The organism is Variovorax sp. HJSM1_2 (assembly GCF_049316285.1).
GTDB lineage: Bacteria > Pseudomonadota > Gammaproteobacteria > Burkholderiales > Burkholderiaceae_C > Rhodoferax_B.
The window spans coordinates 1-23,432 of sequence record NZ_JBMOXA010000002.1; the positions used below are offsets into that span (position 1 = coordinate 1).

Annotated in this window: 24 protein-coding genes; 4 read left to right on the top strand and 20 right to left on the bottom strand. The window is 60.5% G+C overall.

Annotation, left to right across the window (positions count from 1 at the left end):
* The first annotated feature begins 146 nt into the window (after positions 1 to 146).
* Positions 147 to 1,301 (top strand): glutamate 5-kinase, encoded by a 1,155-nt coding sequence (proB, locus tag ACFQ95_RS02520; RefSeq protein WP_422829232.1) that lies wholly within the window; start codon positions 147 to 149, stop codon positions 1,299 to 1,301.
* A gap of 78 nt (positions 1,302 to 1,379) precedes the next feature.
* Here the strand turns inward: proB and ACFQ95_RS02525 are convergent, their stop codons facing one another.
* On the bottom strand, positions 1,380 to 1,949 hold the full coding sequence (locus ACFQ95_RS02525) for a CNP1-like family protein (RefSeq protein ID WP_422829233.1): 570 nt from the start codon (positions 1,947 to 1,949) through the stop codon (positions 1,380 to 1,382).
* Positions 1,936 to 2,598: an RNA pyrophosphohydrolase gene (locus ACFQ95_RS02530; protein WP_422829234.1), complete on the bottom strand. Its 663-nt coding sequence runs from the start codon at positions 2,596 to 2,598 to the stop codon at positions 1,936 to 1,938. The genes ACFQ95_RS02525 and ACFQ95_RS02530 overlap by 14 nt, the downstream gene beginning before the upstream one ends.
* Before the next feature lie 115 nt (positions 2,599 to 2,713).
* Between ACFQ95_RS02530 and ACFQ95_RS02535 the strand changes: the two genes are divergently transcribed.
* Together ACFQ95_RS02535 and ACFQ95_RS02540 are read left to right on the top strand one after the other, a co-directional pair.
* A complete protein-coding gene (locus ACFQ95_RS02535) occupies positions 2,714 to 4,471 on the top strand; it encodes a proline--tRNA ligase (RefSeq protein WP_422829235.1) in 1,758 nt (585 codons plus the stop codon).
* Positions 4,472 to 4,578: 107 nt separating this feature from the next.
* Complete coding sequence (locus tag ACFQ95_RS02540; protein ID WP_422829538.1) at positions 4,579 to 5,160, top strand: lytic transglycosylase domain-containing protein; 582 nt, start codon at positions 4,579 to 4,581, stop codon at positions 5,158 to 5,160.
* Positions 5,161 to 5,167: 7 nt separating this feature from the next.
* Here the strand turns inward: ACFQ95_RS02540 and ACFQ95_RS02545 are convergent, their stop codons facing one another.
* The 15 genes from ACFQ95_RS02545 to ACFQ95_RS02615 all read right to left on the bottom strand — a co-directional run bounded on the left by ACFQ95_RS02545 (position 5,168) and on the right by ACFQ95_RS02615 (position 20,374).
* On the bottom strand, positions 5,168 to 5,716 hold the full coding sequence (locus ACFQ95_RS02545; protein WP_422829236.1) for an NUDIX hydrolase: 549 nt from the start codon (positions 5,714 to 5,716) through the stop codon (positions 5,168 to 5,170).
* A 73-nt stretch (positions 5,717 to 5,789) separates the two neighbouring features.
* Complete coding sequence (locus ACFQ95_RS02550; protein ID WP_422829237.1) at positions 5,790 to 6,485, bottom strand: fumarylacetoacetate hydrolase family protein; 696 nt, start codon at positions 6,483 to 6,485, stop codon at positions 5,790 to 5,792.
* Between the two features lie 117 nt (positions 6,486 to 6,602).
* The gene (gene tolA, locus ACFQ95_RS02555; RefSeq protein WP_422829238.1) at positions 6,603 to 7,595 is read right to left on the bottom strand and encodes a cell envelope integrity protein TolA; all 993 of its coding nucleotides are present in this window, start codon (positions 7,593 to 7,595) and stop codon (positions 6,603 to 6,605) included.
* Positions 7,596 to 7,620: 25 nt separating this feature from the next.
* Positions 7,621 to 8,043 (bottom strand): protein TolR, encoded by a 423-nt coding sequence (gene tolR, locus ACFQ95_RS02560; protein ID WP_422829239.1) that lies wholly within the window; start codon positions 8,041 to 8,043, stop codon positions 7,621 to 7,623.
* A gap of 26 nt (positions 8,044 to 8,069) precedes the next feature.
* On the bottom strand, positions 8,070 to 8,780 hold the full coding sequence (gene tolQ / locus ACFQ95_RS02565) for a protein TolQ (RefSeq protein ID WP_422829240.1): 711 nt from the start codon (positions 8,778 to 8,780) through the stop codon (positions 8,070 to 8,072).
* Positions 8,777 to 9,223, bottom strand: a complete 447-nt coding sequence (gene ybgC / locus ACFQ95_RS02570) for a tol-pal system-associated acyl-CoA thioesterase (RefSeq protein ID WP_422829241.1) — start codon at positions 9,221 to 9,223, stop codon at positions 8,777 to 8,779. Before ybgC ends, tolQ begins: the two co-directional genes overlap by 4 nt.
* Positions 9,224 to 9,229: 6 nt before the next feature.
* Complete coding sequence (locus tag ACFQ95_RS02575; protein WP_422829242.1) at positions 9,230 to 10,414, bottom strand: pyridoxal phosphate-dependent aminotransferase; 1,185 nt, start codon at positions 10,412 to 10,414, stop codon at positions 9,230 to 9,232.
* A gap of 79 nt (positions 10,415 to 10,493) precedes the next feature.
* Positions 10,494 to 11,048, bottom strand: coding sequence for a transcription antitermination factor NusB (gene nusB, locus ACFQ95_RS02580; protein ID WP_422829243.1), 555 nt, complete (start codon positions 11,046 to 11,048; stop codon positions 10,494 to 10,496).
* On the bottom strand, positions 11,045 to 11,521 hold the full coding sequence (gene ribH / locus ACFQ95_RS02585) for a 6,7-dimethyl-8-ribityllumazine synthase (protein ID WP_422829244.1): 477 nt from the start codon (positions 11,519 to 11,521) through the stop codon (positions 11,045 to 11,047). Before ribH ends, nusB begins: the two co-directional genes overlap by 4 nt.
* Positions 11,522 to 11,525: 4 nt before the next feature.
* A complete protein-coding gene (gene ribBA / locus ACFQ95_RS02590; RefSeq protein ID WP_422829245.1) occupies positions 11,526 to 12,674 on the bottom strand; it encodes a bifunctional 3,4-dihydroxy-2-butanone-4-phosphate synthase/GTP cyclohydrolase II in 1,149 nt (382 codons plus the stop codon).
* A 25-nt stretch (positions 12,675 to 12,699) separates the two neighbouring features.
* A complete protein-coding gene (locus ACFQ95_RS02595) occupies positions 12,700 to 13,353 on the bottom strand; it encodes a riboflavin synthase (protein WP_422829246.1) in 654 nt (217 codons plus the stop codon).
* 82 nt (positions 13,354 to 13,435) lie between these two features.
* On the bottom strand, positions 13,436 to 14,560 hold the full coding sequence (gene ribD / locus ACFQ95_RS02600; RefSeq protein ID WP_422829540.1) for a bifunctional diaminohydroxyphosphoribosylaminopyrimidine deaminase/5-amino-6-(5-phosphoribosylamino)uracil reductase RibD: 1,125 nt from the start codon (positions 14,558 to 14,560) through the stop codon (positions 13,436 to 13,438).
* Positions 14,561 to 14,653: 93 nt separating this feature from the next.
* Positions 14,654 to 14,977 carry a hypothetical protein gene (locus ACFQ95_RS02605; RefSeq protein ID WP_422829247.1) on the bottom strand — a complete coding sequence of 108 codons (324 nt, stop codon included), beginning with the start codon at positions 14,975 to 14,977 and terminating at the stop codon, positions 14,654 to 14,656.
* A 350-nt stretch (positions 14,978 to 15,327) separates the two neighbouring features.
* Positions 15,328 to 15,816 carry a type IV pilin protein gene (locus tag ACFQ95_RS02610; RefSeq protein ID WP_422829248.1) on the bottom strand — a complete coding sequence of 163 codons (489 nt, stop codon included), beginning with the start codon at positions 15,814 to 15,816 and terminating at the stop codon, positions 15,328 to 15,330.
* A gap of 1 nt (position 15,817) precedes the next feature.
* Positions 15,818 to 20,374 carry a pilus assembly protein gene (locus ACFQ95_RS02615; RefSeq protein WP_422829249.1) on the bottom strand — a complete coding sequence of 1,519 codons (4,557 nt, stop codon included), beginning with the start codon at positions 20,372 to 20,374 and terminating at the stop codon, positions 15,818 to 15,820.
* A gap of 61 nt (positions 20,375 to 20,435) precedes the next feature.
* On the opposite strand from ACFQ95_RS02615, the gene ACFQ95_RS02620 reads away from it, so the two are divergent.
* Positions 20,436 to 20,660 carry a hypothetical protein gene (locus tag ACFQ95_RS02620; RefSeq protein ID WP_422829250.1) on the top strand — a complete coding sequence of 75 codons (225 nt, stop codon included), beginning with the start codon at positions 20,436 to 20,438 and terminating at the stop codon, positions 20,658 to 20,660.
* Between the two features lie 335 nt (positions 20,661 to 20,995).
* Here ACFQ95_RS02620 and ACFQ95_RS02625 read toward each other — a convergent pair whose 3' ends face one another.
* Genes ACFQ95_RS02625 through pilV form a run of 3 tightly spaced genes read right to left on the bottom strand, consistent with a single transcriptional unit; the run spans position 20,996 to position 23,429 of the window.
* Positions 20,996 to 21,706 carry a pilus assembly PilX family protein gene (locus ACFQ95_RS02625; RefSeq protein ID WP_422829251.1) on the bottom strand — a complete coding sequence of 237 codons (711 nt, stop codon included), beginning with the start codon at positions 21,704 to 21,706 and terminating at the stop codon, positions 20,996 to 20,998.
* Between the two features lie 8 nt (positions 21,707 to 21,714).
* On the bottom strand, positions 21,715 to 22,782 hold the full coding sequence (locus ACFQ95_RS02630) for a PilW family protein (protein WP_422829252.1): 1,068 nt from the start codon (positions 22,780 to 22,782) through the stop codon (positions 21,715 to 21,717).
* Positions 22,779 to 23,429 (bottom strand): type IV pilus modification protein PilV, encoded by a 651-nt coding sequence (pilV, locus tag ACFQ95_RS02635; protein ID WP_422829253.1) that lies wholly within the window; start codon positions 23,427 to 23,429, stop codon positions 22,779 to 22,781. Before pilV ends, ACFQ95_RS02630 begins: the two co-directional genes overlap by 4 nt.
* Positions 23,430 to 23,432: the final 3 nt, after the last annotated feature.

The following is a 23,432-nucleotide window of genomic DNA, read 5'->3' on the forward strand; positions in this document are numbered from 1 at the left end:
AGGCGGTCTACAAACACATCCGTGCCGAGCACGATGCGGAGCAGGTTCACGTGGAAGTTGATCCACGGTTCATGCCACAAGCGGATTCTTGAGTGCTATAAATTAAAGAGCTATTTCCGCATGAGCGGTGGGCTTCAGAGGCATAAATGAGTGTGAAATCTGCATCGACTGTTTTGCGTGATGCACGGCGCATTGTGGTCAAGGTCGGCTCCAGCCTGGTCACCAACGAAGGCCGTGGATTGGACGAAACGGCGATTGGTGAATGGTGTCGCCAACTTGCCGCCTTGACCCGCGTCAAGGCCGACGGCACGCCTGGCTGCGAAGTCATTATGGTGTCGAGTGGTGCCATTGCCGAGGGCATGAAACGCCTGGGCTGGGCCACCCGCCCCAGCGAAGTGCCCAAACTGCAGGCAGCGGCGGCGGTTGGCCAGATGGGTTTGGCACAGATGTACGAAACCAAGCTGCGTGAAAACGGCCTGGGCAGCGCCCAGGTGCTGCTGACACACGCCGACTTGGCCGACCGCGAACGCTACCTCAACGCCCGGTCCACGCTGCTGACGCTGTTGCAGCATGGCGTGATCCCGGTGATCAACGAGAACGACACCGTGGTCACCGACGAAATCAAGTTTGGCGACAACGACACCTTGGGGGCCCTGGTGGCGAACCTGGTGGAGGCCGATGCCCTGGTGATCTTGACGGATCAGAAGGGCTTGTTCACTGCCGATCCACGCAAAGACCCGAGCGCGCAGTTTGTGACCGAAGCCAAGGCCGGCGACCCGGCCCTGGAAGTGATGGCCGGTGGCGCCGGCAGCTCGCTGGGCCGTGGCGGCATGATCACGAAGATCCTGGCCGGCAAACGCGCCGCGGGCTCGGGTGCATCGACCGTGATCGCTTGGGGCCGTGAGCCCGACGCCTTGCTGCGTTTGGTGGCTGGAGAGGCGATTGGCACGCTGCTGGTGGCGCAAACGCAAAAGCAGCAAGCGCGCAAACAGTGGATGGCCGACCACCTGCAAATGCGTGGCGCCGTGGTGGTTGATGCCGGCGCCGCCGAGAAGGTGCGTGACGGTGGCAAAAGCCTGCTGCCGATTGGCATGCTCAGCGTGGACGGCGACTTCTCGCGCGGCGAAGTGATTGCCGTGCGCGACCCGCAAGGCCTGGAGTTGGCGCGTGGCTTGGCGAACTACTCGTCCAGCGAAGCCCGACTGATTTGCCGCAAGCCATCATCAGAGTTTGAAGCCTTGCTGGGCTACGCGGCCGAGCCCGAAATGATCCACCGTGACAATCTGGTGTTGAGCCGTTGAGGCTTTGCACCCAGCCATAAAAAAGCGGCCGTTTGGCCGCATTTTTATTGTGCAGAGTTCTTCCCCGCAGGTGTAGCGTCAGCGCGGCAAGTCGGAGCGCGGGCTCTTCAGGTTACGTACCAGATCTGCCACCGTGTTGGGCGGTGCCGTGCCGCTGCATGCGCCCTGGCGCGCAAAGGCCAGCGAATGCCGCACGGCAGGGTTGCCAAACAATGTACGCCACTCGGGGTTGGGTGTGGCTCGCCATTTCCCTTCGTTGTAGCGGCCATAGACTTTGACTTCACCTGTGGCACAACGCAGGCCTTCGTACATGGCCGCGACCATGCCTTCAGCGTTGGTGGTGGTCATGACGTAGCGGGTCACACCTTCATTGTTGATGGTGATGGAAGCTGGGTCTACGCCGTAGCGCAACTCCACCACACGGTCCATGTCGATGCGGATCAGCTTTTTGGCATCGAAGGCAGGCGGCGGTGGTACTTCCGATTCTTTCCAGTCCGGGTCTTCGGCTGGGGTGACTTGCGCCACAGCCGCAGCTGCGGTCAGCAGTGCGGTGAGCCCGATCAGGCTGGCTGTGTTCCAGATGGCCCGTTTGCCCGAATACCCCATCTTCCCCCCCAACTTCTGACGCTGCAAACTAAGACGAGGCATGGCGTTTTTCACTGGCTTCCTGGCGTAAGGCCTGTTGAGGATCGGGCTCGAAAGTGGCGCCCGGGGGCAGTTCCATGTGCACGCTGGGTACGGGCAGGGGGGCAAAATCGGATTCTGATTCAGCATGACCCTCGCGCGTGCGCATGCTGCTGCGCAGGTAACGATTGCGTGAATCATGGCGTGGCAGATAACGGGCCAACTCAGTGAGGGCCATTTCGTACACACCACGTTTGAACTCGACCACCACGTCCAGCGGCACCCAATAGTCGTTCCAACGCCAGGCGTCGAACTCTGGGTGATTGGTGGCGCGCAGGTTCAGATCCCAGTCGTGACCGACCAGTTGCAGCAGATACCAGATTTGCTTCTGGCCTTTGTAATGTCCGCGCGCGTCGCGGCGGATGAACCGATCAGGCACCTCGTAGCGCAACCAGTCGCGGGTGCGGGCAACAACGCGGACATGCTCCGGATGTAACCCCACTTCTTCATGCAGTTCCCGGAACATGGCCTGCTCCGGCGACTCGCCCCGGTCAATACCACCTTGCGGAAACTGCCAGGAGTGGGTGCGAATACGCTTACCCCAAAACACCTGATTTCTCTGGTTGAGCAAGATGATGCCGACGTTAGGCCTAAAGCCTTCTCGGTCAAGCATAATCAAACCCCAAATTTTTAAACTGAGTCCATTATGCACAGCGTTTGGCGTGCATCAAGCTTTGGACCAGTCCTGACTTTCCCTCTCTCCTCCCGTACATCTTCAGAATCGACCGATGAAAGCCTCCCAGTTCCTCATTTCCACGCTCAAGGAAGCCCCCGCCGATGCAGAAGTGGTGAGCCATCAGCTCATGACACGTGCTGGCATGATCAAGAAGCTGGGTGCCGGCATCTATACCTATATGCCCATGGGCCTGCGTGTGGTGCGCAAGGTTGAAGCCATCGTGCGCGAGGAGATGAACCGCGCCGGTGCGGTCGAGCTGTCCATGCCGGTGATTCAGCCCGCTGAGTACTGGCAGGAGACCGGCCGCTTCGACAAGATGGGCCCGGAGTTGCTGCGCATCAAAGACCGTCACGACCGCGACTTCGTGGTGCAACCCACCAGCGAAGAAGTGGTGACCGACATCGCGCGCCAGGAAGTGCGCAGCTACAAACAGCTGCCGAAGAACTTCTACCAGATCCAGACCAAGTTCCGCGACGAACGCCGTCCACGTTTTGGCTTGATGCGTGGCCGTGAGTTCATCATGAAGGACGCCTACAGCTTCGACCGCGACCAAGTCTCGGCCAAGGAAAGCTACCAGGTGATGGCGCAGGCTTACCGCCGCATCTTCGACCGCTTCGGCCTGCAATACCGCGCCGTGGCCGCCGACAGCGGCGCCATCGGTGGTGACCTGAGTGAAGAATTCCAGGTGATCGCTGCCACAGGTGAAGACGCCATCGTCTACTGTCCCACCAGCGAATACGCCGCCAACCTGGAAAAGGCCGAGGCCCTGGCGCCGCAAGCCCCACGCGGCGCCGCGACCGAAGCTTTGGCCAAAACCGCCACGCCCGGCCGTGCCACCTGTGCCGACGTGGCCGAGTTGCTGAACGTGCCACTGCAAAAGACCGTCAAGTCGCTGGTGCTCGCCACCGACGAGCTGGATGAAGCCGGTGCCGTGGTCAAGAGCCAGGTCTGGCTGCTGCTGCTGCGCGGCGACCACGACATGAACGAAATCAAGGCCGGTAAAGTGCCGGGCCTGGACGTGGGTTTCCGCTTTGCCACCTTGCCTGAAATCGAAAGCCACTTCGGCTGCAAGCCCGGCTACCTGGGCCCGCTGAACCTGCTGCAACCAGTGAAGCTGGTGGTCGACCGCGAAGTCGCCGTGATGAGCGACTGGATCTGCGGCGCCAACGAGGCCGACTTCCACATGACCGGCGTGAACTGGGGCCGTGACCTGCCCGAGCCCACCCTGGTGGCCGACCTGCGCAACATCGTCGCCGGCGACCTGTCGCCCGACGGCAAGGGTGTGCTGGCGATCGAGCGCGGCATCGAAGTCGGTCACGTGTTCTACCTCGGCACCAAATACAGCAAGGCCATGAACGCCACCTTCCTGGACGTGAATGGCAAGCCCCAGTTCATGGAAATGGGTTGCTACGGCATAGGCATCACGCGTTTGCCGGCCGCTGCCATCGAGCAAAACCACGACGCACGCGGCATCATCTGGCCCGACGCACTGGCGCCGTTCACCGTGGCGGTGTGCCCCATCAGCCCGGAGCGCAGCCCCGAAGTGAAGGCCGCCGCCGAAAAGCTCTACGCCGAACTGTTGGCGGCTGGTGTGGACGTGATCCTGGACGACCGTGGCGAGCGTCCCGGCGCCATGTTTGCCGACTGGGAACTGATAGGTGTGCCGCATCGCGTGACCTTGTCCGACCGTGGCCTCAAAGAAGGCCAGGTGGAGTACCTGCAGCGCCGCGAAACCGAAGTGGTGAAGGTCGCTGCGGCTGACATCTTTGGACACGTCATGGCCAAGCTGCAGCCCGCTGCCGCCCAGTGACCGGCAAGTTTGCTTTAGCGCCAAGAGAAGTTGTTCCAGCGGGTGTGTGTGTCGTGCTGCATAGGCCAGGATTTTCAAGAAGAAAGGCCTTGCTAGGCACGACTGGCATGCTGGGGCAGCTCCTGATTTCGCAGCAAGCCAGAGCCGGTGGCCAACTCGAGGAGCCGCTCGCTGATTCCGTGCGCACGGCCTTGCGCGCGGCTGTGGCGAACGGCGCGCCGCCCGAGCCGCATTTCAACAACTTCGAGTCCAGGCTGCAGTACCTGCGCTGGCTCGGCGCCATGAGTGATCGCCTGCGGCCCAAAAAATCCGAATGGTCGGTGCGCAAGGAGTTTCTGGGCACCGTGTGGTACGAGAGCAAGCGTGCCGGCATAGAGCCCTCGCTGCTGCTCGGCTTGATCCAGGTGGAGAGCAACTTCCGCCAGCACGCCATCAGCTCGGTAGGGGCGCGTGGCTACACCCAGGTCATGCCGTTCTGGACGCGTGTACTGGCCGATGGTGATGCCAACCAGTTGTTCCACATGCAAACCAATCTGCGCTTTGGCTGTGTGATCCTGCGCCACTACCTAGACCGTGAAAACGGTGACCTGTTCATGGCGCTGGGGCGCTACAACGGCTCGCGCGGCAAGGCACCGTACCCAGACGCGGTGCTCGGCGCGCGCTCGCGCTGGGTGTTTGCTGGGGTCTAAGCTGGCGTTATTTGATCTCGCCGTGGTGCAGCGTGAACTTGCCCGTGCGGCGGTCGGCAAAATAGTGTTCCAGCGTCAGCTTGACGGTGCGAAAGGCGATCTCTTCCCACGGAATCTCGTCCTCGCTGAACAGCTTGGCTTCAATCGTCTCAAAGCCCGGATTGAACTCACCGTCCAATAGCCGCGCCAGATAAAACAGATGCACTTGGCCCACCGGGATCACGCTGATGATGCTGAACAGTTGACCCATCTCGATGTGGGCGCCGGCCTCTTCATCGGTCTCGCGCGCGGCCCCCTGGTCGGTGGTTTCGCCCAGCTCCATAAAGCCTGCCGGCAGCGTCCACTTGCCAAAGCGCGGTTCTATGTTGCGCTTGCACAGCAGCACCTTGTCACCCAGAAAGGGCACCGTGCCCACTACATTGAGCGGGTTTTCGTAGTGCACCGTGCCGCAGGCCGGGCAGACCGCGCGCTCTTTGGTGTCGCCATCGTCAGGCACGCAGTAGGCAACGGCTTGGCCGCAATTGCGGCAGTGTTTGATGGGGGGGCGAAACATCATGGTCAGCAGTGTACGGGCAAAAAAATAGGGCCTGCAGCGTGAACGCCAGGCCCCATGTTTTGGCGTTGAGTGGTTAGACGATCTTGATCGACAACTCACCCAAACCGGCGACGCCACCGAGCAGCACGTCTCCCGCGACCACGGCACCCACGCCTTCAGGCGTGCCCGAGTAGATCAGGTCGCCGGGCTGCAACTCCCAGGCGGCCGAGAGGTGGGCAATGGTTTCGCCAATGTTCCAGATCAGCTTGGACACGTGGCTGCGCTGACGGTCCTGGCCGTTCACCTGCAGATAGATTTCGGCTTGTTCCACGCCCATCGCCTGGGCTGCCGGGGTGATGGGGCCTATGGGCGCCGACTCGTCAAAGGCCTTGCCTATGCACCAGGGGCGGCCTTGTTTCTTCATGTCGTTTTGCAGGTCGCGGCGCGTCATGTCCAGGCCCACGGCGTAGCCGAAGATGTGTTGTGCTGCGTCGGCAGCGGCGATGTTTTTGCCGCCCTTGCCAATGGCCACCACGAGTTCGATCTCGTGGTGCAGGTTCTTGGTCAGGCTGGGGTAGTGCACGCTGCCGGTTTCGCCTGCTGGCACGACCACGATGGCGTCAGCCGGCTTCATGAAGAAGAACGGCGGCTCGCGGCCGGTGAAGCCCATTTCCTTGGCGTGATCTTCGTAGTTGCGGCCCACGCAATAGATGTGGCGCACGGGGAACTGCGCGCTCTGGCCGACAACCGGCACCGAAACCACAGGAGGGGCAGCGAAAACGTAGCTCATGGAAACCTTTCGAGGCGAATAAAAAGCGGGCCGTGATCAGGCGCACCCGCGATGGTCACAAAGAGCGACAAGTGTGCCACGGCAGGCGAGGCTTTGCAGGCCTCCACCCGCTCTGCATCAATCCTTTGGTGTGAAGGTGATGATGATGATGGGCGGCACGCGGCCATCCGTATCACGTGGCAGGGTTTCAGTCTTGTCGATGGCGCGCAGCACCGCGTCGTCCCAGGCTTTGGAGCCGCTCGATTTTGTCAGGCGTTTGCCGGTGATGGTGCCATCTGGCGCAGCACGTACTTCGACTTCAGCAGCCGGGTTGCCCGCGATGTCGTCCGGGAACACGATGTTGGGCTTCACCTTGGCGGCGACTCGTCCGCCATAGCTGCTTGACGGCCCCGAAGACTTCAACGCCGTGCCGGTGGCATTGGCACCACCCGAGGCACCAGCCAGGCCTTGCATGCGCTTCAGGTTCTCCTGGCGCAGGGCTTCGGCCTGGCGCGCTTGCGCTTGTTCCTTGGCCTTGGCGTCGGCCTGGGCCTTGTCCTTTTGCTCTTGCGCGGCTTCTGCCTTGCGCTTGGCATCGGCTTCGGCCTTCTTGCGTTTGGCGTCGGCCTCGGCTTTCTCTTTGCGGTCTTCTTCCTCTTCCTTGCGCTTTTGTTCTTCGCGCTTTTTGTCGGCGGCGATTTTCTTCAGGCGCTCTTGCTCTTTTTGTTTGGCGAGTTCCTGGCGCTGTTCTTCCAGCTCTTTCTGCTTCTCGATCTCTTTGCGTTTTTTATCGCGTTCCAGCGCGATGTCGGCATCGTTCACCTTGGGCGCCGGTGGCGGTTCTACCTTGGGTTCCACACGGGGTGGCGGCGGTGGCGTAGGTTCGGGCTGGGGCTGTGGTGGTGGCTCCACCGGCTTCACCGGCTCTTCCACCGCGCGGGGTGCGGCCTGCTGGGTGACGGAGGACCAGATCTCCGCTTCCACCGCCGGGGTGTCGTTCGACTTCCAATGCACACCCCAGGTCAATGCGGCCAGCAACAACAAATGGGCGAAGATCGCCAGGCCCAAGGCACGTAGATTGGCCTTGGGGCGTGGTGGAGTGAAGTCGACGGCGTCTTGGGTGGCCTGCATGTCAAAAAGGCTTGTGAACGACTTTTTATTTACCAGCCAACTGAACCGACAGGCCCACGCGCTGCACGCCGTTGCGCTGCAAGGTGTCCATGATCTTCACCACCGACTCGTACTTGACGTTGCGGTCGGCGCTGATGACCACCGGTGTGTTCGGCTCGTCGCCTTGCGCCTTCTTCACTTCAGCGGCCACGTCGCGCGCGTTGAGCTGGCTGGTCTTGCCGTTGTTGCTCAGCTCCAGCGTGTCGTTTTTGTTGATGACGATCTGGATCACGCGGTCCGGCTGCTTGCCGGCCTTGCCCACGCTGGGCAGGTCGATCAGGCTGGGTGTGACCAATGGGGCCGTGACCATAAAGATGATCAACAGCACCAGCATCACGTCGATGAAGGGCACCATGTTGATCTCGTTGATGGTGCGCCGGCCGCGTCCCCGGGAAATCGTTCCTGGCATGGTGAGGCTCCTTTGTCCGACCTGACTTAGCGGCCCGGGGTCGATTGACCTGGCTGCGAGGCTTGTGCCGACACGTTGCGCTGCAAGATGTTGGAGAACTCTTCGATGAAGGTTTCCAGGCGGATGGCGGTGCGGTCGATGTCGCGTGCAAAGCGGTTGTAGGCCACCACGGCCGGAATGGCCGAGAACAGGCCGATGGCCGTGGCCACCAAGGCTTCGGCAATGCCCGGCGCCACGGTGGACAACGTGACCTGTGCCATGCTGGCCAGCCCGGTGAACGCGTGCATGATGCCCCATACCGTGCCGAACAGGCCCACGTAAGGCGACACCGAACCCACCGAGGCCAGGAACGACAGGTTGGACTCGACCACATCCATCTCGCGCTGGAAGCTGGCGCGCATGGCGCGGCGCGCGCCGTCCATCAAGGTGCCTGGGTCGATGATGCGGCGTTCACGCAGCTTTTGGTATTCGCGCATGCCGCTGGCAAAAATGCGCTCCATGGGACCGGCGCTTTTGGCGTTCTGGGCGGCGCTGGCGTACAGGTCGTTCAGGCTGTTGCCCGACCAGAAGTCGCGCTCGAATTCTTCGTTCAAGGCATGTACACGCTTGAGCGCAAACAGCTTGCGGAAGATCGCCGCCCAACTGGCCACGGATACACACACCAGCAGCAGCATCACCGCTTGCACGACGATGCTGGCATTCATTACCAGCGTCAGGATGGACAGGTCTTGGCTCATTTCAGGACTTCTAAGATGGAGGACGGAATACGCATGGGTTTGAAGGTTTCGGCATGTACCCAGCCGAGGCGGATCTGGCCGGCGCACAACAATTGCGGGGCCTGGGCGCGGTCTGCGCCGTTGACCAGCAACACTTCCTGAGCAATTGAGATCGAGGCGCGGCCAGTTTGTTCCATGGCAGCTGTAATGATAAGTTCATCATCCAATCGGGCTGGGCGATGGTATTGCACGTTGGTGGCGCTGACCACAAACATGCAGCCGCTTTGTTCTTTCAGCGTGCTTTGCGCAATGCCGGCCTGGCGCAGCCACTCGGTGCGTGCGCGCTCCATGAACTTCAGGTAGTTGGCATAAAACACAATGCCGCCCGCGTCCGTGTCTTCCCAATACACGCGAACGGGCCAGCGGAAGGCGGAAAGCGAGGCCGTGCTGTGGTCTTGGCTCATGCGGCTTTAGCCGAGCATGGCACGCAGCCGTGCCACCGAGGTCTGCAATTGTTCGAGGGAATTGGCAAACGAGAAACGCACGAAGTTGGCCGTCTCAGCTGTGCCGAAATCGCGTCCTGGCGTGATGGCCAGGTGGGCGCGGTGCATCACCTCAAACGCAAAGTCCCAGCTGTCTTTGATGCCCAGCTTTTGGCAGAGTTTGCTGCAGTCGGCCCAGACGTAGAACGCACCATCGGCCTCGACCGGAATGTCAAACCCCAGCTCGCGCAGGGCGGGCACAAAGTAGTCGCGGCGCGCCTTGAATTCGGCGCGACGGCGTTCGTATTCGGCCAGCGAGGCCGGCTCAAAACACGCCAGTGCCGCGTATTGCGACACCGTGCTGGGGCAGATGAACAGGTTTTGCGCCATGCGCTCAATCACCGGCACCAGTGCCTCGGGCACCACCAGCCAACCCAGGCGCCAGCCGGTCATGTTGAAGTATTTGCTGAAGCTGTTGACGCTGATGACGTTGTCGTCCAGGCCCAGCGCGCTGTGGCCGAAGGTCTCGTCGTAGCTCAGGCCCAGGTAGATCTCGTCGATCAAGGTCACGCCGCCACGGCTGCGCACCACGTCGATGATTTGCCGCAGTGCGTCGGGGTGGATGGAGGTGCCGGTGGGGTTGGACGGTGACGCCAGCAGCACGGCACGGGTCTTGTCGCTCCAGGCCGCAGCCACCTTCTCGGCGCTGAGCTGGTAACGCTCGGCCGCCGTGGTGGGGATCAACACCGCCTTGCCTTCTGCAGCGCTCACAAAGTGGCGGTTGCAGGGGTAGCTGGGGTCAGGCATCAACACTTCGTCGCCGGGGTTGAACAGCGCCAGGCAGGCCAACTGCAAGGCAGCCGAGGCCCCGGCCGTGACCACGATGCGGCTGGCCGGCACTTCCAGGCCGAAGCGGCTGCGGTACCACTGGCTGATGTGCTCGCGCAGCGCCGGCAGGCCCAGCGCCTGGGTGTACTGCGTGCTGCCAGCGCTGATGCAGCGTTGCGCGGCTTCTTGCACCAGGGGTGGGGCGGTGAAGTCGGGTTCGCCAATGTTCAGGAAGATCATCGGCTGGTCGCTGTGCGCCACCTCTTGGGCCAAGGTGGATGCGGCCTTGGCCACCTCCATCACATAAAACGGTTCAATGGCTTCGGCGCGGCGAGAAATCTGCATGGACAACAACAATGGATCTGGAGAAGTGAAAAGTCAGCGTGGCCTGCGGCAGGCCACGCCTTGGCGCCCAGCGGCAGGGTCAGCCGCGCGGCTTGCCGCCTTGGCCCTTGGCCTGCTCGGCGGCGATCTCGGTCGTGCGTAGCTTTTGCGCCAGACCATTGAGGATGCCGTTCACATACTTGTGGCCGTCGGTGCCGCCAAACTCCTTGGCCATCTCAATACATTCGTTCAGCACCACACGCCATGGCACGTCCAGGCAGTGTTGCAACTCGTAGGCGCCAATCCACATCACGCCGTGTTCAATCGGCGAGATCTCGGCCATGGGGCGGTCGAGCAGCGGCGTGATGAGTGTGTCCAACTCTTCGGCTTGTGCAATGCAGCCATGCAGCAGCGCGTCGTAATGCGCCGAGTCGGCCTTGTGAAAGCCCGCCAGGTCGCGTGTGAACGCGTCGATGGCAGCAGGCGTGTTGCGGCCCACCAGGTGCTGGTAAAGCGCCTGCAGCGCAAACTCACGGGCGCGGCTGCGCTCGGACTTGGCGGAGGCTTTGCGTGCACCGGTGCTGGTCAGGCCGGCGCGCGATTGGCGGGCTGGCTTGTCGGCCGAGGGGCTTGCGTTTTCAGGGATATCGCTCATCGCAGTTGTTCCATCAGGTTGGCCATTTCGACGGCCACACGCGCGGCGTCGCGGCCTTTGTCGGTTTGGCGGGCCACGGCTTGTTCAAGGTTTTCGGTGGTCAGGATCGCATTGGCGATGGGCATCTGGTAGTCCAGCCCGATGCGGCTGACGCTGGCGCCCGACTCGTTGGCCACCAGTTCAAAGTGGTAGGTTTCGCCGCGGATGATGCAGCCCAGCGCAATCAATGCGTCAAACTGCTCCTGCTCTGCCATGGCTTGCAGGGCCACCGGCACTTCGAGTGCACCGGGGACTTGCACGTGCACCACGTTTTTCTGTTGCACACCAAGCTCTGCCAACTCGGCCTTGCAGGCGGCGGCCAAAGCATTGGTGATGTCGGCGTTGAAGCGCGCCTGCACAATGCCTATGCGCAGCTTTTGCCCATCCATCTCGGGGGCTTGTGGGTCGTAGTGGCCTTGGTTGGCACCAAACATATTGTTATTCCTTCGTAGTGTTTTGTTTGGCGAGGTAGCCCACGGTCTCCAGCCCGTAGCCGGTCATGCTGGGCATGCGGCGCGGTTGGCCAAGCAGGCGCATGCGTGTCACGCCGCATTCGCGCAGAATCTGTGCGCCCACGCCGTAGGTGCGCAGGTCCATGCGGCCACGCTCGGGCGCCTGGGCCGGGCGGGCTGTGCCTTCGAATTGAGACAGCAACTCGCTGGCGCTTTCGCCGCAGTTCAGCAGCACGGCCACACCTTTGCCTTCGGAGGCGATGTGGCGCAGGCTGGCGTCCAGGCTCCATGAATGCATGGGGCTGTTGACTTCCAGCAGGTCGATCACCGACAGCGGTTCGTGCACGCGTACATCGACCACGGCTTCGGCTGACCATTCACCCATGACCAGCGCCAGGTGTAATTCGCCGCTGGGGGTGTCGCGGAAGGCGTGGGCGGTGAAGGCGCCAAAGGCGGTTTGAATCGGGCGGCAGCCAACCTTCTTGACCAGCGAATCGTTGCGGCTGCGGTACTCGATCAGGTCGGCAATGGTGCCTATCTTCAGGCCGTGTTGCGCGGCGAAGATTTGCAGGTCCGGCAGGCGGGCCATGGTGCCGTCGTCGTTCATCACTTCGCAGATGACGGACGAGGGGCTGCAGCCAGCCATCACCGCCAGGTCGCAACCGGCTTCGGTATGGCCGGCGCGCATCAGCACGCCACCATCCACCGCTTGCAGCGGGAAGATGTGGCCGGGTTGCACCAGGTCGGCGGCGGTGGCGTTGGCGGCCACTGCGGCTTGTACGGTGCGCGAGCGGTCGGCGGCGGAGATGCCGGTGGTCACGCCTTCTGCGGCTTCAATCGACACCGTAAAGGCGGTGGCGTGTTTGGCGCCGTTGCGCGCCACCATGGGCGGCAGTTGCAGGCGTTCGCACATTTCGCGCGACAGCGTGAGGCAGATCAGGCCACGTGCGTAACGCGCCATGAAGTTAATGGCTTCGGGTGTGACATGGTCAGACGCCAGCACCAGGTCACCTTCGTTTTCACGGTCTTCTTCGTCCACCAGGATGACCATGCGCCCGGCGCGCATGTCGGCCACGATGTCTTCGACGGGAGAGATGCCGGCTGGGGTCAGGCCAGCGGGGAGGGAGGTGGACATGCGGAGAGCTTTCGGCGAATCTAGATTAAACGGGCGGCAAGGGTTTGAGCGCGGCCGTGGCAGGGCTGGCCTGGAGCATGCGCTCCACATAGCGCGCGATCAGGTCGATCTCGAGGTTGACCTGGCCACCCTCGCGCAGCGCGCCCAGGGCGGTGTTTTCTACCGTGTGCGGAATCAGGTTGATGTGGACTTCGCAGCCGCCGTCCACGTCGATCGCCTTGTTCACCGTGAGGCTGACGCCGTTGACGGTGATGGAGCCTTTGTAGGCCAGGTACTTGGCCAGGCTCAGCGGCGCCAGAATGGTCAGCAGCCAGCTTTCGCCCACCTGGGCAAAGTGGCTCACGCTGCCAATGCCGTCCACATGGCCCGAAACAATGTGGCCGCCCAGGCGGTCGTGCGCGCGCAGGGCTTTTTCCAGATTGACTGGGCCAGGGGCGTCGAGGCTGGTGGTTTTGTCTAGGGATTCGGCGGAGATGTCGATGGTGAACCGGCGCTGCGCCAGGTCCAGCGACGTTGCCGTCATGCAGGCGCCATTGAGGGCAATGCTGTCCCCCAGGCCCACGTCGTCAAGATACCCGGCCGGGGTCTCGATGGTGAGACGCTTGCCGAACGAAGAAGAGCTACCCAGGTCGTGCACGGCGACGATGCGCCCCACGCCGGTGATGATTCCGGTGAACATCGCGCTATTTTCGCAGGGTTTACGTGAGCTTGTGCCGCAAAAGCGCAATGTCCGGATGGATGGCCCTCAAATCATGCGCGAATCAGGTCTCCAGCGCGACGGGCAGCGCGCCGAATCGGTCACGGCCCGGCGGTTGGGCGAGGATGCGGATGTCCGGCCCGACGCGCTCCACCGACTTGAATTCAAGCGCCATGCCTTGCTCCAGTGATGTGTAGGGCCCGAGGTTGCTCATGCCCAGGCCTTGGCCCAGCAGCTTGGGCGCGAGGTACAGCAGAATTTCATCGACCAGCCCTTCGCGCAGCAGCGAACCATTGAGTTTGTGGCCTGCTTCCACATGCAATTCGTTGATCTCGCGCTGAGCCAGATCGCACAGCATGGCCGCCAGATCGACTTTTTGCTCGCTGCCGGCTTGCCTGCCTGGCATGTGGACCACCGTGGCGCCCTTGGCTTGTATTGCCGAAACCTTGGCATTATTTTGGCTTGTGGTGTAGATGTATGTGGTGCGACCAGCTATGAAAAGTGCAGCGTCCACCGGTGTTTCAAGTCTACTGTCCACCACCACGAGATGGGGCTGGCGTGGTGTATCCACCAAACGCACGTCCAGCCGCGGGTTGTCTTCCAGCACCGTGCCTATGCCGGTCAAGATGGCCGAGGCGCGTGCGCGCCAGGCATGGCCGTCGGTACGTGCGGCTTCGCTGGTAATCCATTGGCTGGCGCCGTTGGCAAGCGCGGTTTGGCCATCCAGCGAGGTCGCGGCCTTCATCCGCACCCAAGGCGTTTTGCGCAGCATGCGGCTGAAGAAACCGATGTTCTGCGCCCAGGCTTGGGCCGCGCCAGGGCCAACTTCCACTTCTACGCCAGCCGCACGCAGCCGTGCAAAACCCTGGCCGCCCACCAGCGGATTGGGGTCTGGCAGCGCGGCGACCACGCGGCCAATGCCAGCGGCCACCAGCGCATCACAGCAGGGTCCGGTGCGGCCGTGGTGGGCGCAGGGCTCGAGGGTGACATAGGCCGTGGCGCCGCGTACGTCGTGCCCCTGGGCCGCGGCATCGCGCAGCGCCATGATTTCGGCGTGCGGGCCACCGACCTGTTGGGTGTGGCCGCTGCCGATGATGTCGCCCTGCGGGCTGATCAGCACACAGCCGACTCCAGGGTTGGGCGAGGCAATGCGGCTGGCTTGCTCGGCTTGGGCGAGGGCCAGGGCCATGCCGTGGTGGATGCTGTTGAGCGTGGGCGGGCGAAGTGAATCGGGAGATGAACTCAAGCTAACCTCATGTGGAATCGGTCTTGCCGCAGGCCATCAATCACGGCTAATGACGATTTCAATACGGCGAAAGTTGGGAACGGCCAGATTGTTACGCATGGCGGGCCGGAGTTGCGTCAGATCGAACTCCGAGAGCGCGCGCATCAAGAGATCGCGCGGCTGCGCATCCGGGGCGAGTTCCCAGCGGTCGATTTGACCGGTGGCTGAGATCCAAACCCAGATTTCGGCCCGTACGCTGCTCAGCCGGGGAAGAGTTTCGGGGTGAACGAGCCAATCACCGAGCGGTTTGGCGGGGCGATCAACCTCGTCGAATGAGAAATAGCCGTCGAGGACCGGAGGGGCGCTGGCGGCTTCTGCCAATGGCTGTGATGGGCCGGTCTGAGGTGGCGAAGTTGGTAAGGCGGTTGCGGAAAGAGGCTCCTGGTGGGGCTCTTTCACCGGTCTGTGCATAGGTGAGACTTTTTCAACCCTGGCGGGTTCGGTCGGTACAGTCTGTTCGGACGCAAGTGGCGCTGCGGGTCTTGCGACTACGGAAACGGTCTTGTCTGTGTCAATGCTGGCGGTGATGTAAAGCACTGTCGGCAATACACGCGTGGTGGTTCTGGGCCAACTCCAATACAGGACACCCCCGTGCGCTGCCAGTACCAGTCCCGCAACTACGCTGAATCGCGTCGAGCGGCGCATGCCAACCTGCTTTTGCTGCAGCGCAATTACTTCCAGCAGTAAGCCATGGCTTCGTTGAAGCTGGCGCCGGCTTTGGTTGAATAGTTGGCGATTGAGCGACGCCCCAGGTGATTAACGCTAAAGTCACCGCAGCGGTCTTGCCTCATCGCGCCACTTGCGGAGCGTGTCGCGGTGATGGTGTAACTATCTCTCGTGGGGGCACTCACTTCCAGGGCGTAGAGCTTGGCTTGAGTGGTGTCGGGTGGCGACTGGCTGAAGCGCGCGGGGAACTGGCTGGAGTCGGTAACCGCGGTATCCGCGCTATTTTTGTCGTAGCGGTAGTTCTCCGTGTAGAAGCGCTCCATCCATTGCTGACCGGCCAGCAAGGTCGCTTGCGCTTCGGCACGCCGTCCTTTGGCAACCTGCTCGGTATAGCTCGGATAGGCAATCGCGGCCAAGATGGCCACCACCACCACGGTGATCATGACTTCAATGAGTGTGAAGCCTTGTTGTGTTCGTTGAATTTTTCGCATCATCTCAATAGGTCCTAAGTCCCGGGATTTCACGCCATTGCACGCGAGAGTTGGGGTTGTAGCAAAGTGTCACGCCAGTGCTTTCGCCTACGACCTTTTTTGCATATTGGTCGTCCGCGCAGGCCGGGGTGTCCTTGGTGCATGTGGTCACGCCGTTACTGGTCGTGCAGGTGCAGCCGGCCGAGCCTGCCGCGCAGGATTGCCTGGTGTAGGGCTTGCTGGTTCTATCGTTCACCACCACGACCTTTTGGTCGCTGATGCTCGTGCCAGACACGAGTATCTTGGATGAGCCAACGGTGGTCTCCCCCTGGCTGTTACGTTCACTTTTACCGGAGATGGGGTCAATGGTGTAAAGCGTCACGTCAGGTGTGTTGTTGCAGTTGTTCTGGTCGGTCTTTGGGCGTACGGCGGTAAACGTCAATACCCCGGCACTCAAATCAGGATCGGATAAAACCATCTCGGAGCTACCCGGGAGGTTGAAGTACCAGCCATCCTTGTTAAGCCAGTCGATTGCATCGTTTGTGCCGGTCAGGACCACCAAGCCGCTGGAGAGTCTTTGGTAGCTGCGGGACACCAGCGTGGAAAGGCTGGTTGGCAGGGTGCGTCCACCTGTTCCGGTGCCAAAGCCCGGCCGGTCCCAGATGCCATACATGCGTTGCGTCACCGATGCTTTGGGAAAGTCGCCAGTCTCGAAGGCATTGCCTGTGGCAAAGGTGATGATCAGGCCATCGAAGGCTGGGTAAGCGAACTCGGGGGCCGTAGTGATGGGCAGCCCATCACCAGTACCGGCGTCGCCGGCACGGGCCTTGAACAGCGGCAGATTGGCTCCCCCCGACTTATAGGCCACGGCCCAGTTTGTCGAATCTGTACTGCTGAGGTCGAACTTCCACATATTGCCCTTGAGGTCACCGGCGTACACCACGTCGGCGGTGCCGTTGTTGTCGAGGTCAATCCAGGTTGGTGGCGACAGCCCGTTGCCAGTGCCTACGTCCGCCACAATCTTGACAAAGTTGGTGCCACTCACCCAAGTACCGGAGGCATTGGGCCCGTCGACGTAGAGCAGATAGAGAACGGCCTTGCCGTTCGTTGATTTGTAGCCATTGTTGAGCAGCACGGCGAAGCGGCCATTGTTCAACTTGACGATGGGGTTGGCCTGGCCTGAGTTGACGTTGATGGAAACGTCATTGACGTTGTAGCCCAGGTCGTTGTCGTCGTCGGAAGTGAACTGCCACCTGAAAATGTCGTTGGGGTTGGTGCCGGCTTCAGCGGATGCGACGGCGGAGGCTGTAGTCACGTCCAAGGCGAAAAACGCCTTGCCGCCGCGGCCCAGCGAGCTGAACGCGTAGGTTTTCCATGCGCCTTGAGTGCTGCCAGAACCAGGGAGCTGGACGTCGGCAGTGAATGGGCTTCCATCCACATAAGCCCATACGTTGCCGTCAGGTAATGTTTCGCTCGAGTCCCGTGTGAAGTTGGCACCGTCCAAACGGGTGCGTCCAACGGAACCTCGCTGCATGGGGATCTCGGCCAAGCGGTTGGCCAGCGGGCCGGGTACGTAGGCCAGGACTTCAGCGCCAGAAGTCGCGTTGAACGCATGCAGCATGCCATCGTTGGCGGATACCCACAGGAGCTTGCTGCGTGTCTTGTTATTGTCTACGTATGAGCGATAACCAGGGAAGAGCGCCTCAGCATAGAAGGCCGCGGGTGGTGATTGCACCCACGGCGTGGCATTGATGACGGGGCCAAGCAGGTTGTCTGAGCGTTCGCGTAAACCTGTCGAAGCTGCTTCCTTGGATTGATCGCCACGCAGGTAGTTCAGCACTACCGTCGCGTTGGCAGCCGTCAGCCGATTGGTGCTGTTGTCGGTCATCTGTGTCTTGTAGGCCTCTGGCAGTGAGGCCCAGCGGAAAGGGACCCCAGCAGTCACGCCCGTGCCGCGGTTGCCATAGTTGGTGATGATGTTGCGCGAATCGCCAGCGCCCGCAGTGCTGCCGGCTGTGCTGTTGGCGAGGGTTCTGAGCAACTGGCCCGCTCGCCATTCTGGAACGCTTTTGTATTCACCCGTGGAGTCCACTTTGTAGGCTTCGACATTGCCCGAAATGGTTGTGGAGTCGAACTTGGCTACGTACTTGTAGCCATCCGTGGTGAGCTGTCGTGAAGATGATGCTGGTGCCGAATTGGAGTTCTTGGCCAGACTGTCGAGTGCTTTACGCAGTTGCTGTTCCAGCAGGTCGGGGCGGCGTGCCAGAAAGTACCCGTCAGGAACACCGTCGGCCCCGGGAGAACCATCGGCTTTGACCTTGTCCCAGCTGTCTGTGCTGCTAGGCATGGAGACCTCGGTATAGGAGCCATCGGCGTTCTTGGTGCTGGAGTCAAAATCTCCGTATTTGGCAGCGTAGTAGAGCGGATCTTTCAACAGGGCATCGGTTTCACCCACCATCTTAAAGGTCGTGGAGACGGGATAGTCTTCGTTTTTGACCGAACAGTAGTTTGCCAAGTTGGGGATGTTGGAATCACCTGTACTGCCGTCGCCGGTGACGGCACAGACGGTGTTTTGGAACAGCTTGTCTGTGGTGCCAATGCGAATCGTCCGGTTGCGGTAAGTGGAGTCACCGCATAGGTATTCGCTTGAAGCAGGCATACCCGACAAGGTCGCATAAGCGGTGCCACTGCTGCCTGAGTGCTGATGGGTCAGATAACGCCCGTTCTTGCTAGCGCCGGTGTCATCTGTCACACCAATAATACTGAAGCCATGGGTGCCTGCCGCGCCGCCGCAGACTCCTGGGATGTCGGTTGTGACCTTGATGTAAGGACCACTGGCGTTGGACACGCCGTCGCGGTCCACCAAGTCGTAACGGATGAAGCCAGTGATGTCCATGTCGTAGTCGCCGCCCATCAAAACGTCGTTCCATGTCACGATGAACGCACCATGGGTGGCACTGGAGCTGACAGAGGCAAAGGTCAGCGGTGCACTGATGGCGCCACCGTTTTGCACGCTTTCCGGTGTGATGTAAACGTAACGCGAGGTGCCAGGTACAGGGATATCAATGCGCGGTGCTCCCCCGGTAAGCGAGGCCGCCAAGGTCTTGACCTTCAGAACATCTTTAGTGGCCGCCAAATCGCTCGGCGGATTGGTCACCGTGCGGATTTTGTTGGTGTTTCCGTACAGGGCCGCACCTGCGACCTGGTAGGTTCCCCCCATGGCTGGCGCTTCAGGGCAGATGCCCGAGACCTGATCCAGGGTACTGATGGTTTTAGCCGAACATGAGGTCCCATAACCGCCGGTAACCGAGCCGACTGAGCGTAGGGTGTTGTCAAAGTTCTCTGCCGTGCCGACTCGATTGGTATATGTCGTGATGCTGGGCCCGGTCGGCAATGTACCAAAAGGGGTGGCGGCTTGGCCATCGAAACTGAGCGCGCTGTTGGACATCAGCAAGACGTTCAAAGGGCGGCATACGGAATTTCCGTAAAGGGAGTTTCGGGTCGTGTTGCTGTTGGACAGCGGGTCACGCCATGCGGTAACGGGTGCACCTACGTTGCCATCCCTACTGGTGCTGCTGGGATTGGTTGGGGTTGGAGTCGTGCCGTTGTAAGCGTAATACTGCAGGGCTTGCACCAGCATTTCACCGATCGGATTGCCCCACGCGGGCAAACTGCCCTCTGCAACACCGCTCGGGGTGCCAGAGCTACCGTAGCCGCCATTTGAGCGGCCATAAAGAACGATGGCGTCGAAAGCTTTGATGGCACCCACACCCGTACTGCGTCCGTCCGGTGATGCCAAGGCGCTGGAACAGCCGGAGCTGGCACTATGACAAAAAACACCCGTGCTCGGATTGATTTCATCGGCGAAGTCGCCCATATTTTTGCGAAGTGCGCCGGCGGTGTAGTTCAGGTCATAACTGCCGGTAATCACGGCGAATTCGGCGCGGGCAGCTCCACCCGTGGTGGAGTAACCAAATTCCTGGAACAAGCCATACGGCTTGTAGTTGGTGACGGAGTTGCTGGGGAAGGCCTGGCAGCGCTCTTCGCCTAGCAAAGATGGGTCGCAAACCTTGACTCTGACGGTGAGTTCAGGCCCGATGCCCCCATAGGTGGCCCCGTCGGTGGTACGGCTCGGAATAGTGATTTCATGCGCGATGCTTCCGCCCCCCTTGTTGGCGTCTTGATAGTAGCGCGCGAGCTTCGGGCCAAAGGTACCGAGGCCGTAATCCTCGCGCCATTGGCACAGACGGACTTCAACCGTAGACCAGAACCTGACATTTCCCTTGACCATGCGCATGATGGGCGCGTTGGAGCTTGATGTATAGCTGTCCTCCGATCCCAGGTTGCAAATACTCAAGCCTGCATAAACCCCGGCGTTGGCTCCCGTGGTCTTGATCAGGTCGGTGGTACTGAAGGGGGTGTAGTCCCGGATGTCCGTACCGCGATAAAACTTGACGAACGCGTGTGCGTCGAATGTGAGCTGTGCACGCTCAAGTACGGTGGTTCCCGTGCCGCTAGTTGTCGTGTCAGTACGGCGTTTACCGCCATACAGCATCTTCCGCACAACGTCCAAGCGCGTCATGGATGACCAGTTGAGGAAGTTTCCGCTCCAGTACGATTGCGAGCTTGGGCAAGAGTAAACCGTGGACGACGTGGTGGTGGTCCCGGCGGTTCCAGTGCTGGATGTGCTTGAGCTACTGGGGGCGGTTGTCGTGCTGACTGTTCCGGTGCTCCCTTCGGTGGTGGAAGTCGTGACCGTTGTGGACGTGCTGGTTCCGCTGGACGTGGTTGTGGTGACGCTGGTTGTTGTTACAGTTCGGCTGTTTGCGTTGACGGCAGGATTGAATCGTGCATCGCTCGTGCTGTAGGCATAGCACTTCGTGGGGTCGAAGTACCCGTAGTATTTGAATGACGGCTTGAAGGTGGTGTCGATGACGCCATCCCCATCAAGGTCTTCAAAGTCCGTATAGATGGGGCCAAACAGTGAGTGATCCTTGGTGGCCGCCAACATCATCATGGGCCGATTCGAAGTGGTCACAATGTTGGGTGGTACCGCCTGTTTGGGTGTTGAAACATCGACGGGGGTCGCCTGTAGGTGCTGTAAGGATAAAAGGGCTACGCTGAACACCCAAAGATGCTTGAATGGTGTCGTAAAGGTTTTCATGGGGTAGATCCTTAGAGGCAATGCAGGCCCGTCAACGGTTTACTCCTGAAGCGGAGCGAAGAAGGTCTGAAGGACGACCTGGGTGCGCATGGAGTAACCAAATCCGCGTGCGGTCACGCGATATACCGCAGTGGGTTGGTAGGTGACGTTGCTGGCGCGGACAAAATGTTCAATGATGTATTCGGGCTGTTGCGCTACGCCTGGTATGGCGGCTACCCCGGTGAACGTACCCAGAGGAATGGCACCATTGAAACTGCAATGCCCGGTATCAATGGCGCTGCCAGTACGATTCGGTTTGTTGTCAAAACTGTTGTTCCATGCTCCGCCCTTGCTGACCGGCCACCAGGGTTCAGATGCGGTGGAGGAGCCCTCTACAGCGGTACTCCAGTTCGATATGGCGTAAGTGCCGTCCTCTCTCCTGCACAAGCCGAGCGGGCAGTTCTCGGTGAAGTCCGAAACGATTGGCGGGCGCGAGCGGTTGCGGGTGCAAGAGGCCCCGGTCAATATGCTGGGGGTGATCTGCATGAGGTCGCGTTCGGCGTCCCGTAGCGCAGATTCGGCGGCTTGATATGCAACTTCTTGGTCAAGTTGATTCCGCGCTATGCCTTCGCCAAACATGGATTGGCGTGCTGCCCAGATGGTCAGTCCCGTGATGGCCAGTAAAAACAATAGAACGACGATGAGCGCCACTCCCTTCTGCTGATCAGATGACACAGCAACGGGACGGCGGAGCTGGATGCTTTGGGGCATGGTGAGCCCTAATAGGATTGGTTGATGTTGTTCTGCACCGCAAAGACCTGTACGAATCGTTTGCGTAAAGATGTGTCGTTTGCGCTTTGCGTTTGTTCCTGGTCTTTGCAGTCGATGTATTTGCGCAAAGCAGAGCTTTTATCTGCAATCTTCGGAGCCGCGCCGACACTTTTGGTCATCAGACAAACACGTACTGCGACAACTCTGCCCCACGGGCTAATTGAGATTCCGTTGACGTTGAGCGCTTGCAGGCTCTGGATCTCTGTAGCGGTGTAGAAACGGTCGGGGGCTCGAGTGAGTGCGCTGTTGTAGATCCCATAAGTCAATTGCATGTCCTCAACACCTAGCAACAGGGGTTGGTAGCCATTCGTGTTGCCATTTCCTGAACACTGAAGACTCTTGGTCTGGACATCTTGCCCTTCAACCTCGGCGGAGGTGGAGTCGATTGCATATCGGTTTGACACGAATAGCGGAAGTTGTGGCGGAAGATTGGCATTGACGGCGGTGGCAGGTGTTCCATCGTTGAGTTTGCGAATGGCATTGCTGGCGTCATTGCCGGCATCTGCTCCGTTGCAGTCTCGCCGCGTGCCCACCACGGCGCTGTCCATGGTGTCACTCGAGAAGTAGTTAATCACAAGAGAGTCGGGTGCTGTGGAAGAGGTGGTGCCACAGGTACCCGTCGCGACATTGAATTTGGCGCCATCGCAACCAAAAATGCCGGTGATATAGGCGTTGTCTCCGCTGCTGGGGGAAATCCAATCTGTGTTTCTAACAGGAATGCCTTGACCCGGTGGATATCCATCAATGCGCCGCATTTTGGGAAAGTTTGCCGAAATAGGGGGAGCTACGGTGGGGTAAAAGCCAGCATTCGCAATATCTCGTCCCAGGAATTCGAGCGCATACACCCCGGTTTCCTGGTTGGCACTGTTTCGTTCCACCGCACGTTGAGTATCTCGAGTGCCCAGGTAAACGTAAGCTGCGGCCGTGACCAAAAAGAGGGTGATCACCATGGTGACCAATAACTCCACCATCGTGACGCCACGCTGATGTACACGGTTGGGGCGCATGTGCTTCATGGTACGAAGGAGAAGCGGGCGCAGCGCACACCTGCCGGAGCAGACGCGGTGGCGGGGCAGCAGGTTTGCCTAGCTAGGCCGGTTTGCTGACTCGTGCATGTAGTAACCGCGACCAGATTGACTGCGGTGCCATCATTGATGCGGCGTTGAGAATCGGTGTTTTCTTTGTCAAACCACATCAATGTGACGGTGATGCCATCGCTGCGATTGCCTTCTACCAGGGCCGCACCTTGCGGCAGTGCATTACGCACGCGTAGGCGCCAGGCCCCCATGTCATAGGCTGCACGCTGCTGCGGTGTGCAACTGGTGACGGACGAGTCGGTTTCGCAGTTCGGGGTGATGGTCAGTGAAGCATCGGTCGCGGCCTGTTGGGTGGCCCAATCGCTGTTGAGGATGTAGGCTGAGGTGCTGTCTGCGCCCGTGATGTAGTTGCGACCAGCTTGGCTGGGATTCATGCGAACACGGTCCGAAAAATCGGCGAACAGCGAGGCGTTTGAGGAGCGGGACCAAGAGTTGATCTTGTACTTGGTGGTCGCTAATTGCAGGCCGGCGATCCCAAGCAGGCCGATCGACAATACGACGATAGCGACCAGAATCTCGATCAAGGTGAAACCTCGGGCAAGTTTTCGTGCGGGGGCTTTTCGCATGGT

Coding starts and splice junctions, on each gene's coding strand:
- proB (WP_422829232.1), top strand. CDS start 147: ATGAGTGTGAAATCTGCATCGACTGTTTTGCGTGATGCACGGCGCATT.
- ACFQ95_RS02525 (WP_422829233.1), bottom strand. CDS start 1,949: ATGCCTCGTCTTAGTTTGCAGCGTCAGAAGTTGGGGGGGAAGATGGGG.
- ACFQ95_RS02530 (WP_422829234.1), bottom strand. CDS start 2,598: ATGCTTGACCGAGAAGGCTTTAGGCCTAACGTCGGCATCATCTTGCTC.
- ACFQ95_RS02535 (WP_422829235.1), top strand. CDS start 2,714: ATGAAAGCCTCCCAGTTCCTCATTTCCACGCTCAAGGAAGCCCCCGCC.
- ACFQ95_RS02540 (WP_422829538.1), top strand. CDS start 4,579: ATGCTGGGGCAGCTCCTGATTTCGCAGCAAGCCAGAGCCGGTGGCCAA.
- ACFQ95_RS02545 (WP_422829236.1), bottom strand. CDS start 5,716: ATGATGTTTCGCCCCCCCATCAAACACTGCCGCAATTGCGGCCAAGCC.
- ACFQ95_RS02550 (WP_422829237.1), bottom strand. CDS start 6,485: ATGAGCTACGTTTTCGCTGCCCCTCCTGTGGTTTCGGTGCCGGTTGTC.
- tolA (WP_422829238.1), bottom strand. CDS start 7,595: ATGCAGGCCACCCAAGACGCCGTCGACTTCACTCCACCACGCCCCAAG.
- tolR (WP_422829239.1), bottom strand. CDS start 8,043: ATGCCAGGAACGATTTCCCGGGGACGCGGCCGGCGCACCATCAACGAG.
- tolQ (WP_422829240.1), bottom strand. CDS start 8,780: ATGAGCCAAGACCTGTCCATCCTGACGCTGGTAATGAATGCCAGCATC.
- ybgC (WP_422829241.1), bottom strand. CDS start 9,223: ATGAGCCAAGACCACAGCACGGCCTCGCTTTCCGCCTTCCGCTGGCCC.
- ACFQ95_RS02575 (WP_422829242.1), bottom strand. CDS start 10,414: ATGCAGATTTCTCGCCGCGCCGAAGCCATTGAACCGTTTTATGTGATG.
- nusB (WP_422829243.1), bottom strand. CDS start 11,048: ATGAGCGATATCCCTGAAAACGCAAGCCCCTCGGCCGACAAGCCAGCC.
- ribH (WP_422829244.1), bottom strand. CDS start 11,521: ATGTTTGGTGCCAACCAAGGCCACTACGACCCACAAGCCCCCGAGATG.
- ribBA (WP_422829245.1), bottom strand. CDS start 12,674: ATGTCCACCTCCCTCCCCGCTGGCCTGACCCCAGCCGGCATCTCTCCC.
- ACFQ95_RS02595 (WP_422829246.1), bottom strand. CDS start 13,353: ATGTTCACCGGAATCATCACCGGCGTGGGGCGCATCGTCGCCGTGCAC.
- ribD (WP_422829540.1), bottom strand. CDS start 14,560: ATGGCCCTGGCCCTCGCCCAAGCCGAGCAAGCCAGCCGCATTGCCTCG.
- ACFQ95_RS02610 (WP_422829248.1), bottom strand. CDS start 15,816: ATGATGCGAAAAATTCAACGAACACAACAAGGCTTCACACTCATTGAA.
- ACFQ95_RS02615 (WP_422829249.1), bottom strand. CDS start 20,374: ATGACGCGCTTGGACGTTGTGCGGAAGATGCTGTATGGCGGTAAACGC.
- ACFQ95_RS02625 (WP_422829251.1), bottom strand. CDS start 21,706: ATGCCCCAAAGCATCCAGCTCCGCCGTCCCGTTGCTGTGTCATCTGAT.
- ACFQ95_RS02630 (WP_422829252.1), bottom strand. CDS start 22,782: ATGAAGCACATGCGCCCCAACCGTGTACATCAGCGTGGCGTCACGATG.
- pilV (WP_422829253.1), bottom strand. CDS start 23,429: ATGCGAAAAGCCCCCGCACGAAAACTTGCCCGAGGTTTCACCTTGATC.